This is a genomic window from Pedococcus sp. P2_E4 (assembly GCF_056403935.1).
Map to the genome: position 1 here is coordinate 40,134 of NZ_JBFUEO010000010.1, position 19,713 is coordinate 59,846.

A 19,713-nucleotide genomic window follows, 5' to 3' on the forward strand; every position below is an offset into this window, starting at 1 on the left:
CCGACACGTGATTATCCCGTTGCCTCGCAGGGCGCCCGGGCCCAATCCTTGCCATATGCCGTCCACCGCCACCCTCGGGACCTTCGCCCTCGCCGCCACCGCACTGATCCTGCTGCCCGGTCCGGCGATGCTCTTCCTCGTCTCCCGGGGCATCGGACAGGGCCGCCGTGCCGCGGTGGCGTCGATGGCCGGCATCGAGACGGCGACGGCGGTGATGGTGCTCGCCACGGCGTTCGGGCTGTCGGCCGTGATCAGCTCGTCGGTGCTGGCCTTCTCGATCGTGAAGTACGCCGGTGCGGCCTACCTCGTCCTCCTCGCCATCCGCGAGTTCCGCAGCCGGGGCCACTTCGCGCTCAGCGAGCGGCCGGCCGCCAGCTCGCGTCGTTCCTTCGCGGACGCCTTCGTCGTGGGCATCTCGAACCCCAAGACCGCGGTGTTCTTCGTCGCGTTCTTCCCGCAGTTCCTCCACCGCGAGTCCGGGCCGATCTGGTCGCAGGTGCTCGTGCTGGGGGCGATCTTCGTCGTGATCGGCGCGATCTTCGACAGCGCCTACGCCTTGTCGGCCGGTTCGGTGGGCAGCTGGCTCAAGCGGCACCCCCGGGCCCTGGACCGCCAGAAGTTCGTCAGCGGCGGCATCTTCCTCGCGATGGGCGGCGCCTCCGCCCTCACGGGGAGCCCCAGCAAGGTCTGACCGTATGCCGGGTGCGCGCCACCCGCGGCACGTCGCCAAGGCCCTGCGGCGCCCACCGACGCCTGGCGCGCGGGGGCGCCTTCAGGCGCGCGGGGGCGCCTTCAGGCGCGCACGTCGACGAGGTGGTGCGCCAGGTCGTGCAGGAAGTACTGCCCCAGGGTGAGCACCGTGAACTGCGACCCGTCGCTGCGCAGACCGGTGCGTGACCACTGCTCGCCCGCGACGCGGCCGAAGCTGCCGGCCACCACCTGGGCCGCCGCGGACAGGTCCGCCGCCACCGCGCCCGGGTCCTGCTCGCCATACCGCTCCCTGACCGCCGTCTCGTCCTGGTCCCAGTTCGCGAAACGGGGCGCCTCGTCGTCGAGCATGAGGTTGACCCGTCCGTCGAACACGCGGCACACGTCGCGCACGTGGCAGGCGTACTCGAGGGGTGACCACACGCCGGGGGCCGGGCGGTCCGCCACGTCCGGTCGGGCGAGGACCGCTGCCCACGGCGCCGTCGACTCCAAGGTCAGCCGCGAGATGTCCTGCGCGGCAACGGCACTGGCCTCGAACCCGCACTCGGGGCACGGGCGCTGGAGGGTCCACGTCCAGTCCTTGGTGTCCGGCTCGATTTCCCGGGCGTCCGCCTCGACTTCCGAAGGGTGGTCAGTCATGCCACGACGATCGGGTACAGCCACGAGAATGGCGAGCATGACCTTTGCCATCCGTCGCGCGGATCCTGCCGACTTCGAGCGCGTGGGCACGCTCACGGTGCAGGCCTACATCGAGGACGGGCACATCCCGGCCGGGTCGGAGTACGCCGACACCCTCGCCGACGCCGCCTCCCGGGCCCGCGACGCCGAGCTGTGGGTGGCCGTCGACGACGCCACGGGATCGGTCCTGGGGTCGGTGACCTTCGCGGCCCCCGGCTCGCCGTACCTCGAGGTGGCCGGGCCGCGCGAGGGCGAGTTCCGGATGCTCGCTGTGGCCCATGAGGCGCGAGGACTGGGTGTGGGTGCCGCCCTCGTCGAGCACGTCATCGGCCGGGCCCGCGAGCTCGGGCTCACCGGCCTGGCGATGTCGACCCAGCCGACGATGCTGTCGGCCCACCGGATCTACCAGCGGCTGGGGTTCGAGCGGACGCCCGATCGCGACTGGTCCCCGGTTCCGGGCGTCGAGCTGCTGACCTATCGACTGGCCCTGTGACCTGTGCTGATGCCCGTCGGTGGCGTGGGCGCCGCGTCCCTACCGTGAGGTAGCGTCGCCCCGTGCTTCACGACAACGCCGGCTGGGTCGCCCTGGGGGCGATCATCCTCGTCCTGGTGCTCGCCTTCGGCGTCGCCGGCTGGGCGAGTGCTCGGGGACCCCGCGCCCGCGGAGCCCATCGGAGCCGCCGGTGGGGCCGCCGCCCACACCGGAACGACTTCCGCCCGGAGGGCACCGTGAACCAGACCCCGACCCGTCGCGCCGCGATCATCGTCAACCCGACCAAGTTCGACGACCTCGCCGCAGTGCGCACGCGTATCACCGCGTCCTCGCGCCGGCTGGGCTGGTCCGAGCCGCTGTTCATCGAGACGACAGAGCGCGACCCGGGCACCGGGCAGGCCAAGGAGGCCCTCGAGGCGGGGGTCGACATCGTCTGCCCGCTCGGCGGCGACGGCACCGTGCGTGCGGTCGCCGAGGCACTCGTCGGCACCGAGACCCCGATCGGCCTGCTGCCCGGTGGCACCGGCAACCTGCTCGCGCGCAACCTCGAGCTGCCGGTCGACAACCTCGACGACGCCCTCGAGGTCGCCCTCACCGGGCAGAACAAGCGGGTCGACGTCGGCCGGCTSACCATGGACRYCTCGGGCGAGGACSAGAAGCCCGCCACSCACGTCTTCCTCGTCATGGCGGGYCTSGGCTTCGACGCCGCGATCATGGCCGAYGCCCCTGAGRAGCTCAAGGCCAAGGTGGGACCGGCTGCMTACGTCGTCTCCGGCACCCGCAACCTGCGCGGCCCSCAGTTCAAGGTGCGGGTCAAGGTCGAGGACCAGGAGGAGTTCTCCCGCCGTGCCCGCACGGTGGTCATCGGCAACTGCGGCAAGCTGCTCGGCGGGCTGGTGCTCATGCCCGAGGCCGAGGTCGACGACGGTCAGCTCGACATGGTGATCCTGTCGCCCAAGGGGGTCGCCGGCTGGGCCGCGGTCGCGGCACGCCTGGCCACCAGGAAGCGCAAGGGCCACCAGATCGTCGACCACTACACCAGCCCCTCGATGAAGATCCGCGCGGACCGCCCCCAGGAGGTCCAGATCGACGGCGACACGCTCGGCAAGGCCCGGGCCATCAAGGCCGAGGTCGTGCCCGGCTCGCTCGTCGTCCGCGTCGGCTCGGCAGGCCGATGAGCCGGGCCACGACGGACCGCCGGGCCGGCCTCACGTCGCCGGCGATGTCGCGCGGGGCCCGACTGGTCCGTGCCGGCCTGGCGATGATCGTGTTCGCGATCCCCGTGGCCCTGCTGGGGTTTGCCGCGCGGCAGCAGTTCGACCCGCTGATCCGGTTCGACAACCGGATGATCAGGACGCTGACCGACTTCACCCGGGGACACGGGCTCGCGGACGGCCTCCTCGTGGTCCAGGCCGCGTCGCAGCCGTTCGTCCTCTACATCGTGGCCACTGGCGTCGTCCTCTGGGCGTGGCTCGCCAAGGGTCTGCGCCCGCGCGCGCTGTGGGCCTTCGTCACGATGATGGTGTCCTGGAACCTCGGCCTGCTCGTCAAGATCCTCGTGGCCAGGGCCCGCCCGGTCGTCGACGATCCCATCTCCCACGCGCCCGGCTATTCCTTCCCCTCGGGGCACGCGTTCAACGCCGCCGTCGTGGTCACGGTGCTCACCTTCCTTCTGTGGCCCTTGCTGGGGGCCGTCGGACGCCGGGTCGCCACGGGCATCGCCGTCGTGGTGGCGCTGGCGGTGGGTCTGGACCGGGTTTTCCTCGGTGTCCACTTCCCCTCCGACGTGTTGGCGGGATGGGTCCTCGGGGTGGGCATTACGTTCTCCTCATGGCTCGGATTCATTGGCAAGACGGACGCGACCTCCTCGTCAGGGCCGTCGCACCCGGCATAGTCCTCTTCGGCGTGGTCGTCGGGATCGGACTCCTCCTCACCGGGCCGCTCAAGGGGGTGGACGAGGCCGAGGACGGGATCACCGACGCGTTCAACCGCAACCGCTCCGACTTCTGGGACCCCATCAGCTGGGTCGGCTCGCGGTTCGGCAACACCGAGATCGTGATCGGCGTCTGCCTCATCGCCGTCGGGATCATCTGGTGGCGCACCCGTGACTGGCGCTGGTCGGTCGTGCCGCTCATCGCGATCTCGCTGCAGGCGACCATCTTCCTGTTCGCCACGATGGCGGTGGGGCGACAGCGGCCGCCGGCCCTGCCCATGGACGCCTCACCGCCGACGTCGAGCTATCCCAGCGGACACACCGGGGCCTCGACGGCGCTGTACCTCTCCCTGCTGCTGATGGCCGCCGCGCGGATCGAGCGGACGTGGCTGCGACGCCTCCTGATGGGCGTCTGCGCCGTCATCCCCTTCGTCGTGGGAGTCGCCCGGCTCTACCGCGGGGCCCACCACATCTCCGACGTGCTGGCCGGCATGCTCAACGGGGTGGTCTGCGCGGTGCTGGCCTACCAGTGGTGGAAGCACCGCGCGCGCGCCGAGTCAAAGGACACGTCGCGCGGCCTCGTGGCCGCCTGAGCCGTCAGGGCGGAGCGGCGTGTCCGCGGTGGGGCTCAGCTGAAGAGCTGGCTGCCCCAGTCCTCGTCGGGGCCGAGCCCCGGTGGGCACGCGAACAGCGCCGACCCGGTGTGCTCGATGTACTCGTTGAGGACGTCCTTGGCGGCCAGCGAGCGCTGCATCGGGACGAACTGCCGGTGGGCGTCGCGCATGAAGGCGATGAAGAACAGCCCGGCGTCGAGGTGGCCGACACCGTCCGAGCCGTCCGTGAAGTTGTAACCACGGCGCAGGATCCGTATGCCGTCGAGCCGGCTCGCGTGCGCGAGCGCCACGTGGGCGTCGACCGGGATCGCGGGCTGGCCGTCGGCGCGCTCCTTCTCGAAGTCGAGGGTGTCGAACTCGGCCCGCTGGCCGAGGGGCGCACCCTCGCCCTTGTCGCGACCGATGATGTCCTGCTGCTCCTGCAGCGGCGTGCGGTCCCAGATCTCGACGTGCATCCGGATCCGGCGGGCGACCAGGTAGGAACCGCCGGCCATCCACGCGCTCGCGCCGGGCACGTCCTCGGGCTGGACCCAGACGTGCTCGTCCAGGGCATCGGCGTCCTCGGCCTTGAGGTTGTTCGTGCCGTCCTTGAACCCGAACAGGTTGCGGGGCGTGACCTGGTTGCGGGTGGTCGAGGACGTGCGCCCGAACCCGAGCTGGCTCCAGCGCACCGACACCACGCCGAAGCCCATCCGCACGAGGTTGCGCACCGCGTGCACGGCGACCTGCGGGTCGTTGGCGCACGCCTGGATGCAGATGTCCCCGCCACTGCGGGCGGGGTCGAGGTCGTCGCCCCTGAAGCCCGGGAGGTCGCGCAGGGCCGCCGGCCTCCGGTCGTCCAGCCCGAACCGGTCGTCGAAGAGCGACGGGCCGTAGCCGATGGTGATCGTCAGGCCCGAGGCGTCGAGGTCATAGGCCTCGCCCGTGTCCTCAGGGGCACGGTACGGGCCGCCCCCCACCACGCCGCCGGGTGCGGCCTCCACACCGACCGTCAGGCGTTCGGCTGCGCGGGTCCATGCCGTCAGCATCTCGGCGACCGCCACCGGGTCCTTCGTGACGACGTCGAGGGCCACGAAGTGCATGCGGTCCTGGGCCGGCGTCACGATGCCCGACTGGCGCTCCCCACGGAAGGGCACCTCCGCGCCCTCGAGCGCGGCCGAGGTGGCGGCCGAGGTGCCCGTCGACGCGTCCCCGCGCTGCGCGGCATACGCACCGCCCGCGCCGGCCACGGCACCGATGGCTGCTGCCCCCGCACCCACGCCGARCAGGCGGCGGCGCGTCAGCGGGCTCACCACCGGCCCTGGGCCGGTCGGAGGGGTCTGCTCGACGAGCTCGCCGTCGGTCACGGCGCCGCGACCACGCCGGCGACCTTGGAGATCGGCTCACTCAGGGCGTCGAGGGCGACGGCCAGGGAACGGATCTCGTCCTTCGACAGGTCGGTGTAGAGCCGGAAGCCGGCGTCGGTGCGGTGCGTGTCGAGCTCGGTGTCGAGCGCGGCGAACCCGGCGTCGACCTGGGCCAGGAGCGCGGCGTCACGGGCCTTGAGCACCGGGCGGAGCGCGTCGATCGCAGCCTTGGAGCCCTTGACGTTCTCGTCGAAGTCGTAGAGGTCGGTGTGGCTGTAGCGGTCCTCCTCGCCGGTGATCTTGCCCGTGGCGACCTCGTCCAGCAGCTCCTTGGAGCCGTTGGCGAGCTGCAGCGGGTTGAGCTTGACGGCCTTGGCCTTGGTCACGATCTGCTCGACGTCGGCGAGGAGCTTGTCGGCGATCGCCGGGGAGTCCGGCTGCAGGCCGTCGACCCACAGGTCCTTCTCGAGGCGGTGGAATCCGGTGAACTTCATGCCCTCGTCGACCACGTCCGCGCGACCGTCGATCATGGGGTCGAGGTCGCCGAAGGACTCCGCCACCGGCTCGATCCGCTCCCACGGAGCCCGAGCGACGGGGAAGGCCTTCTTCGCCTCAGCGACCTTGCCGCCCTTCACCGCGGCCACGAACGCGGCGGTGCGGGTCAGCAGCTCGTCGGACTGGGCGGAGACGAACGCCTGGTAGCTCGTGACCGCGGCGGCCATGGCGGCGTCGGGAGCCTGGGTGCTCGTGGCGCCGGTGACGGTGAAGTCGCCGCGGATGCCCTTGCCCTTCATGCCCGGCTTGCACGCGGTCTGGTACATGCCGGGAGTGGCCACCTCGACGTGGAACGTGCGGGTGAGTCCCGGGGTGAGGTTCGCGACCTCCCCCACGACCTGGTCGCCCTCGCCGTAGACGTAGAACTCGTTGACCTTGGAGCCGGTGTTCCGGACCGTGAACGCGATCGTCCCGGCAGCGGCCTCGGTGCGCTCGACCGTGCAGGCTGTGTCAGACGCCTCGACGCTGATCGGCCCCGTGCCGGCGGTCGGGCTGGCCTCGTCGGTGCTGCCGCAGGCGGCCGTCGCGAGCAGGAGGACGGCGCCGAGGGCGGCGGGGACGGGGGCGATGCGCATGGTGCTCCTAGGTGGGGACCGAGCCGATGGATATCGAGATTAAGGTAAGCCTCACCTAACTCAGCACGTCAAATCGCGACCATGACCCAGCCCGGTCAGCAGGTGGCCCGGTCAGCAGGTGAAGGAGCGGGTGAGCGCCACGCTGCTCCAGTTGCCGCGGACCGAGGTCACGCTGACGTCATACGTGCCTGTCTCACCCTTCGCGATCGTGAAGATCGTGCCGACGGTCCCCGAGAGGACCGTGCGGGTGGTGCTGGCACCCGTGGCGGGCTGGAGGACCACCGTGTAGCTGTCGGCCAGCGCGACGTTGGGGAAGGTCACCTGGATGCTGCCCGCCTTGTTCTTGTTCGGGCACGGGGCCGTGACGATGCTCAGGCTGCTCGGCGCGGCGAGCGTGGTCGTGCCGATCGAGACCGCCCCGCTGCCGGTCTCGGTGAACGTGGCCCACGCGATCGTGGGGCTGAACACGACCAGCGCCGCGACGACGAGGACCTGGGCGACACGGCCCGACACGCCCGCCGGCCGCGCGAGGGTGCGACGTATGGCGCGAGGGCCCACCGCCCTCACCTCCCGATCCGATCGCATGGGACCAGTGTGCTGAGCCAGGCGCAAAGGGACCGGCACCCCTGCGCAAGATTTCCGCAAGGACCGCGCGGGCGCGCGGGGCGCGCGCGCCACGGTCGCGGGCCCCCCGTCTGACAAACTGGCCGGGTGACCGGCCCAGCCCCAGTCGTCGTCGTCGTCGAGGACGACATCGACACCCGCGAGCTCATCGAGCACAGCCTGGGGATGAAGGGCTACGAGGTGCACACCGCCAGCACCGGACGCGCCGGCCTCGAGCTCGTCCGGCGCGTCGCGCCAGACCTGGTCACGCTGGACCTCGGCCTGCCCGACCTCGACGGCACCGAGGTGTGTCGCCGCGTGCGCGAGGTGTCCGACGCCTACATCGTCATGATCAGCGCCCGCAGCGAGGAGGTCGACCGGCTCATCGGGCTCGAGATCGGGGCCGACGACTACGTCACGAAGCCGTTCAGCCCGCGGGAGCTGCAGGCCCGGGTGACGGCGATGTTCCGTCGCCCCCGCCTGGGGGCGCCGGCTGCTGCGGCACTGAGCCCGGCCTTGCCCGCTCCCGCAGAGCAGGAGCAGCCCGGCGTCGCCGCGCTCGCCGAGGAGGCCGAGGTCGTCACCCTCGGCCGGCTCCGCGTCGACCTGGAGAGCAGGTCGGTCACGGTCGACGACACCGAGGTGGAGCTGACCCGCACCGAGTTCGACCTCCTTGCCACAATGATCGCGGCACCGCGACGGGTCTGGGGTCGCGACGTGCTGCTGCGCCTGGTGTGGGGAGACGGCTGGGCTGCGGACGAGCACCTGGTCGAGGTCCACGTCGGCAACATGCGCCGCAAGCTGGGCAAGGCTCCCGGGTCGGTCCCGTTCATCCGCACGGTCCGCGGCGTCGGGTACCGCATGGAGGAACCCTCCGCCGTCTGACCTCAGGCAGGTTCGGCGAGTCCGGCAGCCGAGATCGAGGCGAGTGCTTCGTCGGTCCCCGTCGCCAGCCCGGCGACCACCGACAGTGCGCCGAGGGCGGCGGACCAGTCGCGCTCGACGACAGCCTGCTCGACGAGGCCCGCGACCGCGCTCATGGCGCTGGCCCCGATGGTCGCCGAGGTCACCTTCAGGCAGAGCACGGCGTCCATGGCCTGCTCGGCGTCCATCGCGCCACAGGCCCGCGACAGGCGACGAACCCGCCCCGGCAGGGCCTCGCGGTAGTGACGCGTGATGCGCCCCACGACCTCACGCTCGCCCAGCTCCTCGGCCAGCTGCTCCGCGACTGCGCCGTCGAACACGGCGGCTTCGAGGAGTGCGGCGTCGAAGCGTGCCGAGTCGAAGCGTTCGGCGTCGAACCGCGTGAGGTCCAGACCGCCTCGCACGACCGCGTCGAGCAGCCACTCGGTCGACTCGTCGGTGGCGATCAGGTCACTCACCGGACGCCTCCTTCGGCTCGGTGGCCCAGATACGCCACAGGGCGATCAGGACGAAGGCTCCCAGAGCTCCCCAGAAGAGGCCACCCTGCACGATCGGGGTCCGCAGCGTCCGGATCCAGGACCCGACGTACGGCACCACGGCCTTGGTCTGCCAGACGGTGTCGTCCTCGAGCGTGGCGACCCAGGGGTCCTTGCCGTTGTTGGCGTCGCCCTTGGTGACGACGGCCAGCCGGCCGCTGGAGTCGTGGGTGACGGCGACGACGCGGTGGGTCTCGACGCGGTGGTCCTCGACCGGGATGTGGTAGCTGATGATGTCGCCCACGACGAGCTCGGAGGCCGGCTTGGGCACGGAGACCACGACGTCGCCCGGCTTGATCAGCGGAGCCATGCTGCCCGTCAGCATCGTGGCCGTGCGGTAGCCGAGGACGTGCGGCCCGACGGCGAGGAACAGGAAGGCCACGGCGGCGACGAGGAGCAGCAGCGTCGAGACCGCCGAGCCGACGCGGCGAATCACGGCCGCGGGACGTCGGGCCGGCTCCCGCCGAGCGGTGGTGGCAGCGACGGGCGCGAGAGCTGGGCGGTGGCCGACGACGGCCCGAGCGCCTGCGATGGCGGTGGCGAAGGTCATGTCCTGCTCCTCATCTCGCGGGTGGTGGTCAGACGGCCGGGTGGTGGTCAGACGGGCCGGGTGGCCAGTGGCGGATCCGGGCTGGATCGCGCAGGGGCTCATGCCGGCCGCCGAGCAGGGGCTCGGCGACCGGCATGAGGGTCACTTGTTGGTCGCAGTCCGCTGCGTACCGGTGAAGTCGAACCCGATGACACTGCTCAGGCCCTGGAAGGTGTTGTCCGCCGCAACGGGAAGGGTGACCGTGACCCGGAGGTAGTCGGTCTTGGTGCTGGTGAGGGCCTGCAGGTTGCTGAGGACCTGGTTGGCGCCGACGATGCCCTTGCTGGCGAGGACGGTCTTGACCACGCCACCACAGGTGTAGGTGTACGCGGGAGCCGTACCGGCCTCGGTCCACGCGCTCGGGCAGGACTCGATGAGGACCTGCAGGCCGTTGGTGGCGTCGGTGTCGAGCTTGCTGCTGGTGGTGGCCGCCGTGGTGAGGGTGACCGTCGAGAGGTCCTGGTTGCCGTTGTTGGTCAGGTTGACCGCGCGCTGCACCGTGTCGCCGGGGACCAGGCCGGTGGCGGCCACGCTGAGGCGGTTCGCCGCGCCGGAGGCGCCGAGGTCGACCTTGACGGTGCCGGTGCCGACCGACTCGCTGGCCGACGTGGTGGAGGTGAAGGAGCCGAAGGTTCCCAGCCCGGCGACGCCGGCGGCGGCGGCGAGCAGGGCGACGGAGGCCAGAACCTTGCCGGACGACTTCTTGGTGGCGTTGCTCATGACTGGGTTCCTTGCTGTGGGGGCCGCGGGGGCGGCCGGGGAGGTCTGCGGTCAGCGCTTGCTGACAAGGAAGACTCTGGCGACCGCACCTCAAGGGAGCCGTCCGTGCGTCCGCAGGCTTGCCGCAAGAAACCCGCAAGGGCGACGCAGCGCGGCAGGCACGACCCGGCATACGTCGTGGACAACCGGGTGCGCCAGCCGTGCCGCGGTGGAAGTATCGGCAGCGTGCCCGACCAGACTGCGCCACGCGCCCAGACGATCTCCTACCCGGCCGCCGAGGCGCGGTCCGCGCGAGGAGCGACCGAGAAGGCCGACCCGCACGTCATCGTGCTGTTCGGCGCCACCGGCGACCTGTCCCGGCGCAAGCTCATCCCGGGCCTGGCCCACCTCGCCGCGTCCGAGCTGGCGCCCGACATCCGCGTCATCGGCACCTCCCTGGAGGAGATGACCGACGACGAGTTCCGCGAGTTCGCGCACACGGCCGCACAGGAGTTCGGCAACCACCCGCTCACGCCCGAGCAGTGGGACCGCTTCGACGACAACCTGCACTACGTCTCACAGTCGGCCGGCCCCGAGCCGCTGGCCGCCGCCGTCGCCCGGGCCGAGGCGTCGCTGGGCCCCGACGCGCAGCGGCTGCACTACCTGTCCGTGCCGCCGAAGGCCGCCGTCGCCGTCATCCAGATGCTGCGCGAGGCCAAGCTGGTCGAGCGGTCCCGGGTCGTCATGGAGAAGCCGTTCGGCACCGACCTCGAGAGCGCGATCGCCCTCAACGACACCGTGCACCAGACCTTCGACGAGTCGCAGATCTTCCGGATCGACCACTTCCTGGGCAAGGAGGCGGCCCAGAACATCCTCGCCTTCCGGTTCGCCAACGGCCTGTTCGAGCCGATCTGGAACCGCAACTTCATCGACCACGTCCAGATCGACATCCCCGAGACGCTCGGCCTCGACCAGCGCGCGAACTTCTACGAGGCGACCGGCGCCTACAAGGACATGGTCGTCACGCACCTGTTTCAGGTCATGGCGTTCGTCGCGATGGAGCCACCCACGGCGCTGGAGCCGCGGGCGATCAGCGAGGAGAAGAACAAGGTCTTCCGGTCGCTGCTGCCGATCGACCCGTCCGACGTGGTCCGAGGGCAGTTCGCCGGCTACACCTCGCTCGACGGCGTCGCCCCCGACTCCGACACCGAGACGTTCATCGCGCTCAAGGTCGGCCTCGACAACTGGCGCTGGGCCGGCGTGCCGTTCTACCTGCGCACCGGCAAGAAGATGGCCGAGGGCGCCCGCATCATCTCGATCGCGTTCAAGGAGGCGCCGCGCTCGATGTTCCCGGCGAACTCGGGCGTGGGGTCGGCCGGGCCGGACCACCTGACCTTCGATCTGGCCGACGAGTCCAAGGTGTCCTTGTCGTTCTACGGCAAGCGCCCCGGGCCCGGCATGCGCCTGGAGAAGCTCTCGATGCAGTTCTCCACGCGCGAGACCGAGCGGGCCGGCGACGTCCTCGAGGCCTACGAGCGGCTGATCCTCGACGCGATGCGCGGCGACCACACGCTGTTCACCACCGCCGAGGGCATCGAGTCCCTGTGGGAGCGGTCGCAGGGCCTGCTCGACAACCCCCCGGAGGTCAAGCCGTACCCGGGTGGCACGTGGGGTCCCAACGCGATCCACCAGCTGATCGCGCCGCACGCCTGGCGGCTGCCCTTCGAACGTGCGTGGCGCGAGAAGAAGTAGCCCCGGTCAGGCGTCGGCGTCCCGCAGGGAGTGCAGCCAGGCGCGGGCGTCGCCGAACGCCGCGTCCGTCGTCTGCGGGCTGACGCGCACCGCGGTCCCGTGCGCCGCCGGGTAGCTGCCGAGGAACCGCACGTCGGCGCACACCCGCTTGAGCCCGAGCAGCGCCTCGCCGACCCGCTCGTCGAGGACGTGACCCTCGATGTCGATGGAGAAGCAGTACGCCCCCATCGACTCCTTGGTCGGGCGGGACTCCAGCCGCGACATGTTGATGCCGCGCACTGCGAACTGCTCCAGCAGCTCGAGCAGCCCACCCGCGTGGTCGTCGCGCTGGAACAGCACCAGCGTCGTCTTGTCGGCCCCGGTCCGCTCGGGCAGCACCCCGGGACGCGCTACCAGCACGAACCTCGTCACCGCCGAGGCGTTGTCACCGATGTCGCTGGCCAGCACCTCCAGCCCGTGGTTGGCCGCTGCCACCGGGGCACAGACCGCGGCGTCGTATGACGGTGAGTCGCCTTGTCCTGCAAGGCCGGCCGCCGCTGCGGCCGTGGAGAGCGTGGGGACATAGGCGGCGTCCGGAAGGTTCGCGTCCATCCAGCCACGCACCTGCGCCCACGCGTGGCTGTGGGTGCCGATGGCGCGGACGCCGCGCAACGGCATACCCGGTCTCGCGGCGAGGACGAACGTGATCGGGACGAGCACCTCGGCGACCACGACGAGGGGTTCACCACTGGACAGGGCGTCGAGGGTGGCGCTGACGCCGCCCTCGACGGAGTTCTCGATGGGCACCATCGCACCGTCGACCTCGCCCGCGCGCAGCAGGGCCAGCGCAGCGTCGACCGAGCCGCAGGGCCGGTGCTCGGCCCCCGTGGCGGGCCCCCAGGCGTCGAGCGCCATCTGGGTGAAGGTGCCCTCGGGGCCGAGGTAGGCGTAGGTCGTCATGCCTTCTCCTGTCCGGTGCGCGCGCACGCGAGGGCCTGCTGCTCCTCGGGGGTCAGGGTCGCGTCGGACCGGCCACCGACGACACCCTTGGCGTAGGTGCGGGACTCGCCGCGCGCGTGGATCGAGGAGAAGACCAGGCCGTCGCCGGAGTCGTCGATGACCGCTGCGCTGAACGACAGCCGCCCACCCATGTCGCCGAACGCGTCGTAGCGCACGACGGCGACGTGGCGCAGCGCCTGGGCGATGTCGGCCCGCAGCGCCGCCAGGTCGCCGGCGCCGACCGGTCGCTGGGCCAGGGCCTGCCGCAGCTGGGTGCGCGCCCGGCCCAGCCGCACGAGGGCCAGGGCCGCCACGACGAGGGAGACGCCGGAGACGGCGAGCGCCACGACGGCGAGGGTCTGGGGGTCGGACACCCGGTCAGCGTATTGGGGGGCGCGGATACAGTCGACGCGATATGGATTTCGACCTCCTCACCATCGCCATCGTCTTCGGCTCGATCTTCGTCGTCGAGCTGCCCGACAAGACCTTCATCGCCACCCTCGTGCTGGCCACCCGGTTCCGGCCGCTGTACGTGTGGATCGGGGTGTCACTCGCGTTCCTCGTGCAGACCCTCGTCACAGTGGCCGTCGGCGGGTTGCTCGCCCAGCTCCCCAAGCGACCCGTCGAGGTCTTCGCGGCGGTCATGTTCCTCGTCGGCGGGGTCCTGCTCCTGCGCGGCGCCGACAAGGCCGACGAGGAGGAAGCCGAGACGGAGGAGGAGTTCTCCCACAAGGGTGCAGCGACCGCCGTCGGCCTCAAGGCGATCGCGGTCTCGTTCGGGGTGCTCTTCCTCGCCGAGTGGGGCGACCTGTCGCAGCTGCTGACCGCGTCGATGGTGCTGCAGTTCAAGGAGCCCGTGTCGGTGTTCATCGGCGCGTTCCTGGCCCTGGTGACGGTGTCCGGACTCGCCGCGGTGCTCGGGCGGGCGCTGCTGACGCGGGTGAAGCTGGCCACGATCCGGCGCATCGGGGGCGGCGTCTGCCTGGTGCTCGCCGCGCTGACGGTCCTCCAGATCTTCGAGGTCATCACCATCTGAGTTCCGCTAACCCCTGCTAGCAGGGGTTAGCGGAAGGTGGACAGGCTGCAAGCTGTCCGGATTTCACCAGCTCCTGCTAGCAGGGGTTAGGTGAATGGGGCGGGGAGCAGGGTGTTCGCTCAGCCCTCTTTGGCTCGCAGGGGGAGCCGCACCGTCACGACCGCGCCACCGTCCCGGGACTCGAGGGAGATGTCGCCGCCGTGGCGCTCGACGACGATCCGGCGGGAGATGTCGAGCCCGAGACCGGTGCCCTTGCCGACCTCCTTGGTGGTGAAGAACGGCTCGAACGCGTGCGAGGCCACCTCGTCGGGCACGCCCGGCCCGTCGTCGGCGACCTCGACCACGACTCCTTCTGCGGTGCCGCGCACGGTGATCCGGAGCGTGCCGGTGCCCTCCATGGCGTCCACCGCGTTGTCGACGAGGTTGGTCCAGACCTGGTTGAGCTCACCCGGGATGGCCTCGACCTGCGGCAGGTCCTCGGCGTAGTCGCGCACCACGGTCACCCCGCCGCGCAGCTTGTGGCCCAGCATGACCAGCGTGCTCTCCAACCCCTCGGTGACGTCGGTCCGCTGCACCAGGGCCCGGTCCAGCTGGGAGTACGAGCGCACCGCCCCGATCAGCTCCGAGACGCGGTGGGTCGCCTCGCGGATCTCGCCGAGCAGTCCTGCCACGGTCAGGGAGCTGGCGACCCACTCCAACGCCGGGGCGAGCTGGTCCGGGTGCAGCTGCGCGGCCGCCCGGTCGAAGACGTCGACGCCAGCACCGGCAGCCGCGAACGGCGGGGCGATCACCCAGTCGCGGTCCACGTCGTGGCCCACGAGCCAGTCGGCGAGCTCCTCCTCGCGGTCGGCGACGCCCAGCGCGTCGAGCTCCTGGGCCTGGTCACCGACGCTGCGCCGGAGCGTGTCGAGCATGACGAACTGCTCAGCCGTCATCGAGCTCTCGGCCAGCTGGCGCAGCGTGGTGAGGACTGCCTCGGTGGCTTGGCCCAGGGCGTCGACGGCGCGGGTCGCGGCCGACGCGGGGTTGTTGATCTCGTGCGCGAGCCCCGCCGCGAGCGTGCCCAGGGCGACGAGGGCCTCGCGCTGCCTGGCCTTGGCCTCGATGCTGCGCACGGTGTTGACCAGCCCGGCGATGAGGTGGACGCCGAAGGGGAACCACTCGCGCGCGACCTCGCCGAGGGACTCGGCCGGGACCCGCAGCAGCCGGCCCGGCGTCACCGCCCGCGCCGTGGCCAGGTAGACGCCGTGCTCGTCCCAGGCCTGGAAACCACCGGCCCACTGCCCGGGGGTCTTCATCACGCCGAGCTCGGTCTCCTGCTGGCCGACGCGTCGCACCAGGCTCAGCGACCCGTCGAGGAGCACCCACCAGAAGTCCGCCGGCTTGCCCTCGTGGAACGGCACGTCCCCGGGCTGGAAGGGCCACTGGGTGCCGGCCGACCAGAGCCGGTCGAGCTGGTGGTCGGTGAGCCCGTCGAACAGCGGGAGGTGCCGCAGCTCCGAGACCCCGGTCACGTCATACCCGCTCACGTCGTCGCCAGGAAGCGGTGGACGAGGTAGACGGCCATCCCACCCTCGCCCACGGCGGACGCGACCCGCTTCATCGAGTCCAGGCGCACGTCGCCGGCGGCGAACACCCCGGGGACGCTCGTCTCCAGCGCGTATGGCGGCCGGTCGCCGGACCACGCGGGGCGTGGGCCCACGAGCAGGTCCTGACCGGTGACGACGAAGCCGTGGTCGTCCCGGACGATGTCGTCACCGAGCCAGTCGGTGCGCGGCATCGCCCCGATGAAGATGAACAGCCAGGTGGTCGCGACCTCCTCGGTCTCGCCGGTGGCGCGGTCCCGGAGCGTCAGCGACTCGAGGTGCCCCTCGCCGTGCGCGGCGACGACCTCGCACCCGAGCCGCACCTCGATCGCGGGGCACGCCCGGATCCGCTCGACGAGGTACTGCGACATGGTGTGCTCGAGGCTGTCGCCGCGGACCAGCATCACGACCCGCTTGGCGAACCGCGCGAGGTTGAGGGCGGCCTGGCCGGCCGAGTTCGCGGCCCCGACGAGGTAGACGTCCTCGCCCTCGCACTGGGCCGCCTCGCTGGCCGAGGCGCCGTAGTGGACGCCCCGCGCACCGAGCTCGTCGAGCCCGGTGGCCTCGAGGCGGCGGTACGAGACCCCCGTGGCGATGAGGACGGCCCGGGCCTCGAGCTCGTCCACGCCGTCGATGACGACGGAGCGCACGGGGCCCCGAGTCCGCAGCCCGACCGCCTCGCGGGCGACGACCATCTCGGCGCCGAACCGGGCCACCTGCGCCACCGCCCGATGGGTGAGGTCCGCTCCCGAGAGGCCCTTGGGGAAGCCGAGGTAGTTCTCGATCGAGGCGCTCTGCCCGGCCTGACCACCGGGTGCGTCCCGCTCGACCACGACGGTCCGCAGGCCCTCCGACGAGGCGTAGACCGCCGCCGCGAGACCGGCGGGGCCACCTCCGACGATGCACAGGTCGTAGAGCGGTGCGTCGGCCAGCGTGTGCAGGCCCAGCGCGTCGGCCACCGCCCGGTTGCTCGGACTGCGCAGCGGCTCACCGTCGGGGACGAGCACCAGCGGCAGGTCCGCAGGCGTCGCAGCGGCGAGCTCGACCAGCTCGCGGGCGCCCTGGTCCCGCTCGACGTCGAGCCACAGGTACGGCACGTGGTTGTGCGCGAGGAAGGTCTTGACCTCCTGGCTGCGGTCGGACCAGCGGTGCCCGACCACCCGGACCTGGCCGGCCTCGTCGCGGTGGCCGTCGCGCCAGTCGCCGAGCAGGTCGTCGACGACGGGATAGAGCTTGTCCTGCGGCGGGTCCCAGGGCTTGAGCATGTAGTAGTCGAGTTCGATGTCGTTGATGGCCTTGATCGCCACGTCGGTGTCGGCGTACGCCGTGAGCAGCAGCAGCTTGGTGTCGGGGCTGAGCGCGCGTACCTGCTCGAGCAGCTCGATGCCGGTCATCCGGGGCATCCGCTGGTCGGTGACCACGAGGGCGACGGGGCGGCCGCGCAGGGTGAACTCGCTCAGCAGCTCCAGGGCCGTGGCACCCGAGGTGGCACCCGCCACGCGGTAGTCGGCGCCGAAGCGCTCGCGCAGGTCCCGGGTGATCGCGCGCGACACCACGGGGTCGTCGTCGACCGCCAGGATGGTCGGCTTGGCCACGGGCTGCTCCGTCCCCGGACGCCGGCCCCGGCGGGCACCCCGAGCGGCGGCGCTCCGCTGCTCGGCAGGCTACCTGCACGCCTGCGGCGTGCGCCATGGTCCGCCAGGACCGCGGGCGGCAGCACCACGGCCGGTATGGCGCCGCGGCCAGGCGCAGGGTCAGGTGACGACGTCGACCGGGTCGCCGGCTGCGAAGGCGAGCAGCTGGTCGACGGCGAGGTCGTAGAGCCGGTCGAGCGACCCGGCCGTGACGTACCCGAGGTGCGGCGTCGCGGTGACGCCGGGCAGGCCGACGAGCGGGTCCGTGCCACCGGTCACGGGCTCGTCGTCGAACACGTCGACCGCGGCCCGTCCCGGTCGCCCGGCGCGGACCGCGGCGGCGAGCGCGCCCGGCTCGACCAGGGCGGAGCGCGACGTGTTGACGAAGAGCGCAGTCGGCTTCATCAGGGCGAGGTCGGCGGCCGTGACGATCGAGCGGGTCTCGTCGGTGAGGGGCACGTGCAGGCACAGCACGTCGGACCCCGCAAAGAAGGCCTCGCGACTCGTGGCGGCGGCATACCCCTGCTGGGCGGCGCGGTCGAGGGAGCCGGACCGACCCCACACGAGGACCTGCATCCCGAAGGCCGCGCCCACGCGGGCGACGTGCGAGCCGATCCGGCCGAGGCCGTAGACGCCGAGCGTCGCGCCGTGCAGCCCGACCCCGACGGAGCTCTGCCACCGGCCGGCCCGCAGGGCCGCGACCTCCTGTGGCAGGTGGCGGGAGCTGGCGAGGACCAGCGCCCACGTGAGCTCGGCGGTCTCGCGAGAGCTGGGCGCGGCCCTCGCCGAGATGGTCACGCCCCGCTCCGCGAGCGCCGCAAGGTCGAGGTGTCCTGTGCTGCGCCCGGTCTGGCTGATGAAGCGCAGCGTGGTCAGCCGTTCGACGACCTCGCGCGGGAGGGCGGTCCGCTGCTGCAGGAGCACGACCGCCTCGAACCCGTCGAGCCGCACCGCGAGGTCGGGGCCGGTCACGCTGTCGGTGAACGCCACCACCTCGTGTCCGCCCAGCCGTCCTGCCGCCGCGGTGTGACGGAAGTGGTCGGCGTAGTCGTCGAGGACGGCGATCCTCACGACGGCGACCCGGCCGTGGTGCGCGGGTTCGCCGCGGGCAGGTCGGCGCCGGTCCCGGGTTCGGGCAGGCCGGCGCCGGTCCCGGGCTCGGGCAGGTCCGGCCCCGTGCCGGGCTCGGGCAGGTGCAGCGCCCACCACAGCAGGCCGAGCGCCGTGAGGGCGAAGAACACGTCGGAGTTCTGCAGCATCCGCCCCGGCAGGTCGGGCCAGTCGGGGTGGCTGAGCCAGGTGATGCCCCACCAGGGCATCCGGCACAGGAAGAACCCGGTGATGAGCGCGGCGGCAGCGATCCGGCGGCGGTCGCGCAGCGGGTTGGCGCCGAGCACCGCGAACACGACGACGACCATCCAGTGCAGGTGGTGGATCCACGCCACGGGTGAGAGCAGCACCGCCATCAGGCCGACCGCGGCGACCTCGCTGATCGAGTCGCCGAGCCGGTAGGCCCGGCGGGCGAGCGAGAACCCGATGAACCCGACGACCGCCACGAGCAGGAACCAGATCGCGTCGCCGAGCAGCCCGTCCGGCCCGACCCGGAGCAGGAACCCGCGGATGCTCTGGTTGGCGGTGCCGGCGTTGGGCCCCAGGCGGGCGGGGTCCTGCAGGGCGCCGCCCCAGAACGTGAAGGACGCCTCGGGCAGCAGCAGCCAGGCGCCGAGGGTGACGCCCACGGCGGTGCCGATGGCCGTGAACGCCTCACGCCACCGCCGGTTGAGCAGGTAGTGCACGACGAAGACGCCCGGCGTCAGCTTGATGGACATGGCCAGCCCGACGAGCACGCCGGGCGGGATCCGGCGGAGCAGGCCCGGACGGGGGTGGCGCAGGTCCATCAGGCAGGCCAGCACCATGAAGGCGTTGACCTGACCGAACCGGATCCCGTCGGAGACGGGGTGCAGCCACAGCATCGGGGCGGTGAGCAGGGCCAGGGTGATGGGCACGAGCGGGCCGGTGCGGTGGATCAGGCGCCACCCGGCATACCAGACGATCGCGGTGGTGGCCGCGATCTGGAGGGCCGTCCAGAGCCAGCCGACCACGCCGAACGGCACGAGCGCCAACGGGATGGCGAGGATCGCCGCGAACGGCGGGTAGGTGAACGGCAGCAGCTGCGGCGCCTCGGTCATCGCCGAGTAGACGGGCCGGCCGGTGAGGATCGAGACCCCGGCCTCGCGGTAGACCTCGACGTCCACCTGCCACTGGTCGAGCGGCCAGAAGACGAGGTAGCGCAGCACGGGCAACGACGCCGCCAGCAGCACGAGGAACACCCCGAGGGCCCAGCGCGCCCGGGGCGGCCAGACCGAGACCCGCTCGCCGGCGCGGCGGGCGACCCCGAGCAGGACCGCACCGGTGCGTCGCAGCGGCCCCCGGGGGGGAGCCGTGGGCGCGGTCGTCGTGGTCACGCGCCCATT

At 71.9% G+C, this 19,713-nt stretch carries 21 protein-coding genes; 8 read left to right on the plus strand and 13 right to left on the minus strand.

All coding sequences use genetic code 11. The annotated features are described in order from the left end of the window. The first annotated feature begins 55 nt into the window (after positions 1 to 55). Positions 56 to 691, plus strand: a complete 636-nt coding sequence (locus AC1DV7_RS07175; RefSeq protein WP_477596016.1) for a LysE family translocator — start codon at positions 56 to 58, stop codon at positions 689 to 691. A gap of 101 nt (positions 692 to 792) precedes the next feature. On the opposite strand, the gene AC1DV7_RS07180 is transcribed toward AC1DV7_RS07175, so the two are convergent. Beyond that, positions 793 to 1,347: a DinB family protein gene (locus AC1DV7_RS07180; RefSeq protein ID WP_477596018.1), complete on the minus strand. Its 555-nt coding sequence runs from the start codon at positions 1,345 to 1,347 to the stop codon at positions 793 to 795. A gap of 37 nt (positions 1,348 to 1,384) precedes the next feature. On the opposite strand from AC1DV7_RS07180, the gene AC1DV7_RS07185 reads away from it, so the two are divergent. The 4 genes from AC1DV7_RS07185 to AC1DV7_RS07200 all read left to right on the plus strand — a co-directional run bounded on the left by AC1DV7_RS07185 (position 1,385) and on the right by AC1DV7_RS07200 (position 4,405). Next, positions 1,385 to 1,879, plus strand: coding sequence for a GNAT family N-acetyltransferase (locus AC1DV7_RS07185; RefSeq protein ID WP_477596020.1), 495 nt, complete (start codon positions 1,385 to 1,387; stop codon positions 1,877 to 1,879). Positions 1,880 to 1,941: 62 nt separating this feature from the next. Next, complete coding sequence (locus AC1DV7_RS07190) at positions 1,942 to 3,057, plus strand: diacylglycerol/lipid kinase family protein (RefSeq protein ID WP_477596022.1); 1,116 nt, start codon at positions 1,942 to 1,944, stop codon at positions 3,055 to 3,057. After that, positions 3,054 to 3,773: a phosphatase PAP2 family protein gene (locus AC1DV7_RS07195; protein WP_477596024.1), complete on the plus strand. Its 720-nt coding sequence runs from the start codon at positions 3,054 to 3,056 to the stop codon at positions 3,771 to 3,773. The genes AC1DV7_RS07190 and AC1DV7_RS07195 overlap by 4 nt, the downstream gene beginning before the upstream one ends. Positions 3,774 to 3,784: 11 nt before the next feature. After that, positions 3,785 to 4,405 carry a phosphatase PAP2 family protein gene (locus AC1DV7_RS07200; protein WP_477596026.1) on the plus strand — a complete coding sequence of 207 codons (621 nt, stop codon included), beginning with the start codon at positions 3,785 to 3,787 and terminating at the stop codon, positions 4,403 to 4,405. A 35-nt stretch (positions 4,406 to 4,440) separates the two neighbouring features. Here AC1DV7_RS07200 and efeB read toward each other — a convergent pair whose 3' ends face one another. The 3 genes from efeB to AC1DV7_RS07215 form a co-directional block, all read right to left on the minus strand. Beyond that, positions 4,441 to 5,772 carry an iron uptake transporter deferrochelatase/peroxidase subunit gene (efeB, locus tag AC1DV7_RS07205; protein WP_477596028.1) on the minus strand — a complete coding sequence of 444 codons (1,332 nt, stop codon included), beginning with the start codon at positions 5,770 to 5,772 and terminating at the stop codon, positions 4,441 to 4,443. Further along, complete coding sequence (gene efeO / locus AC1DV7_RS07210) at positions 5,769 to 6,902, minus strand: iron uptake system protein EfeO (protein WP_477596030.1); 1,134 nt, start codon at positions 6,900 to 6,902, stop codon at positions 5,769 to 5,771. The genes efeB and efeO overlap by 4 nt, the downstream gene beginning before the upstream one ends. A gap of 111 nt (positions 6,903 to 7,013) precedes the next feature. Then, positions 7,014 to 7,487: a hypothetical protein gene (locus AC1DV7_RS07215; RefSeq protein WP_477596032.1), complete on the minus strand. Its 474-nt coding sequence runs from the start codon at positions 7,485 to 7,487 to the stop codon at positions 7,014 to 7,016. 126 nt (positions 7,488 to 7,613) lie between these two features. Here AC1DV7_RS07215 and AC1DV7_RS07220 point away from each other — a divergent pair, with 126 nt between their 5' ends. Next, entirely contained in the window at positions 7,614 to 8,390 is a 777-nt protein-coding gene (locus AC1DV7_RS07220) for a response regulator (RefSeq protein ID WP_477596034.1), read from the plus strand. A gap of 2 nt (positions 8,391 to 8,392) precedes the next feature. Here the strand turns inward: AC1DV7_RS07220 and AC1DV7_RS07225 are convergent, their stop codons facing one another. The 3 genes from AC1DV7_RS07225 to AC1DV7_RS07235 all read right to left on the minus strand — a co-directional run bounded on the left by AC1DV7_RS07225 (position 8,393) and on the right by AC1DV7_RS07235 (position 10,274). After that, positions 8,393 to 8,887, minus strand: a complete 495-nt coding sequence (locus tag AC1DV7_RS07225) for a hypothetical protein (protein ID WP_477596036.1) — start codon at positions 8,885 to 8,887, stop codon at positions 8,393 to 8,395. Further along, positions 8,880 to 9,515: a signal peptidase I gene (locus AC1DV7_RS07230; protein WP_477596038.1), complete on the minus strand. Its 636-nt coding sequence runs from the start codon at positions 9,513 to 9,515 to the stop codon at positions 8,880 to 8,882. The genes AC1DV7_RS07225 and AC1DV7_RS07230 overlap by 8 nt, the downstream gene beginning before the upstream one ends. Before the next feature lie 141 nt (positions 9,516 to 9,656). Further along, entirely contained in the window at positions 9,657 to 10,274 is a 618-nt protein-coding gene (locus AC1DV7_RS07235; RefSeq protein WP_477596040.1) for a TasA family protein, read from the minus strand. Positions 10,275 to 10,601: 327 nt separating this feature from the next. Here AC1DV7_RS07235 and zwf point away from each other — a divergent pair, with 327 nt between their 5' ends. Further along, the gene (zwf, locus tag AC1DV7_RS07240; protein ID WP_477596142.1) at positions 10,602 to 12,005 is read left to right on the plus strand and encodes a glucose-6-phosphate dehydrogenase; all 1,404 of its coding nucleotides are present in this window, start codon (positions 10,602 to 10,604) and stop codon (positions 12,003 to 12,005) included. Between the two features lie 6 nt (positions 12,006 to 12,011). Here the strand turns inward: zwf and pheA are convergent, their stop codons facing one another. Both pheA and AC1DV7_RS07250 read right to left on the minus strand, forming a co-directional pair. Then, positions 12,012 to 12,944, minus strand: coding sequence for a prephenate dehydratase (gene pheA, locus AC1DV7_RS07245; protein WP_477596042.1), 933 nt, complete (start codon positions 12,942 to 12,944; stop codon positions 12,012 to 12,014). Beyond that, positions 12,941 to 13,357: a DUF4446 family protein gene (locus tag AC1DV7_RS07250; protein WP_477596044.1), complete on the minus strand. Its 417-nt coding sequence runs from the start codon at positions 13,355 to 13,357 to the stop codon at positions 12,941 to 12,943. The genes pheA and AC1DV7_RS07250 overlap by 4 nt, the downstream gene beginning before the upstream one ends. Before the next feature lie 41 nt (positions 13,358 to 13,398). On the opposite strand from AC1DV7_RS07250, the gene AC1DV7_RS07255 reads away from it, so the two are divergent. Beyond that, positions 13,399 to 14,019, plus strand: coding sequence for a TMEM165/GDT1 family protein (locus AC1DV7_RS07255; RefSeq protein ID WP_477596046.1), 621 nt, complete (start codon positions 13,399 to 13,401; stop codon positions 14,017 to 14,019). Between the two features lie 119 nt (positions 14,020 to 14,138). Here the strand turns inward: AC1DV7_RS07255 and AC1DV7_RS07260 are convergent, their stop codons facing one another. The 4 genes from AC1DV7_RS07260 to AC1DV7_RS07275 all read right to left on the minus strand — a co-directional run bounded on the left by AC1DV7_RS07260 (position 14,139) and on the right by AC1DV7_RS07275 (position 19,704). Next, a complete protein-coding gene (locus AC1DV7_RS07260) occupies positions 14,139 to 15,548 on the minus strand; it encodes an ATP-binding protein (protein ID WP_477596048.1) in 1,410 nt (469 codons plus the stop codon). Beyond that, positions 15,545 to 17,200, minus strand: a complete 1,656-nt coding sequence (locus AC1DV7_RS07265; protein WP_477596050.1) for an NAD(P)/FAD-dependent oxidoreductase — start codon at positions 17,198 to 17,200, stop codon at positions 15,545 to 15,547. Before AC1DV7_RS07265 ends, AC1DV7_RS07260 begins: the two co-directional genes overlap by 4 nt. 159 nt (positions 17,201 to 17,359) lie before the next feature. Beyond that, the gene (locus tag AC1DV7_RS07270) at positions 17,360 to 18,310 is read right to left on the minus strand and encodes a D-2-hydroxyacid dehydrogenase family protein (RefSeq protein WP_477596052.1); all 951 of its coding nucleotides are present in this window, start codon (positions 18,308 to 18,310) and stop codon (positions 17,360 to 17,362) included. Then, positions 18,307 to 19,704, minus strand: a complete 1,398-nt coding sequence (locus AC1DV7_RS07275; protein WP_477596054.1) for a glycosyltransferase 87 family protein — start codon at positions 19,702 to 19,704, stop codon at positions 18,307 to 18,309. The genes AC1DV7_RS07270 and AC1DV7_RS07275 overlap by 4 nt, the downstream gene beginning before the upstream one ends. Positions 19,705 to 19,713: the final 9 nt, after the last annotated feature.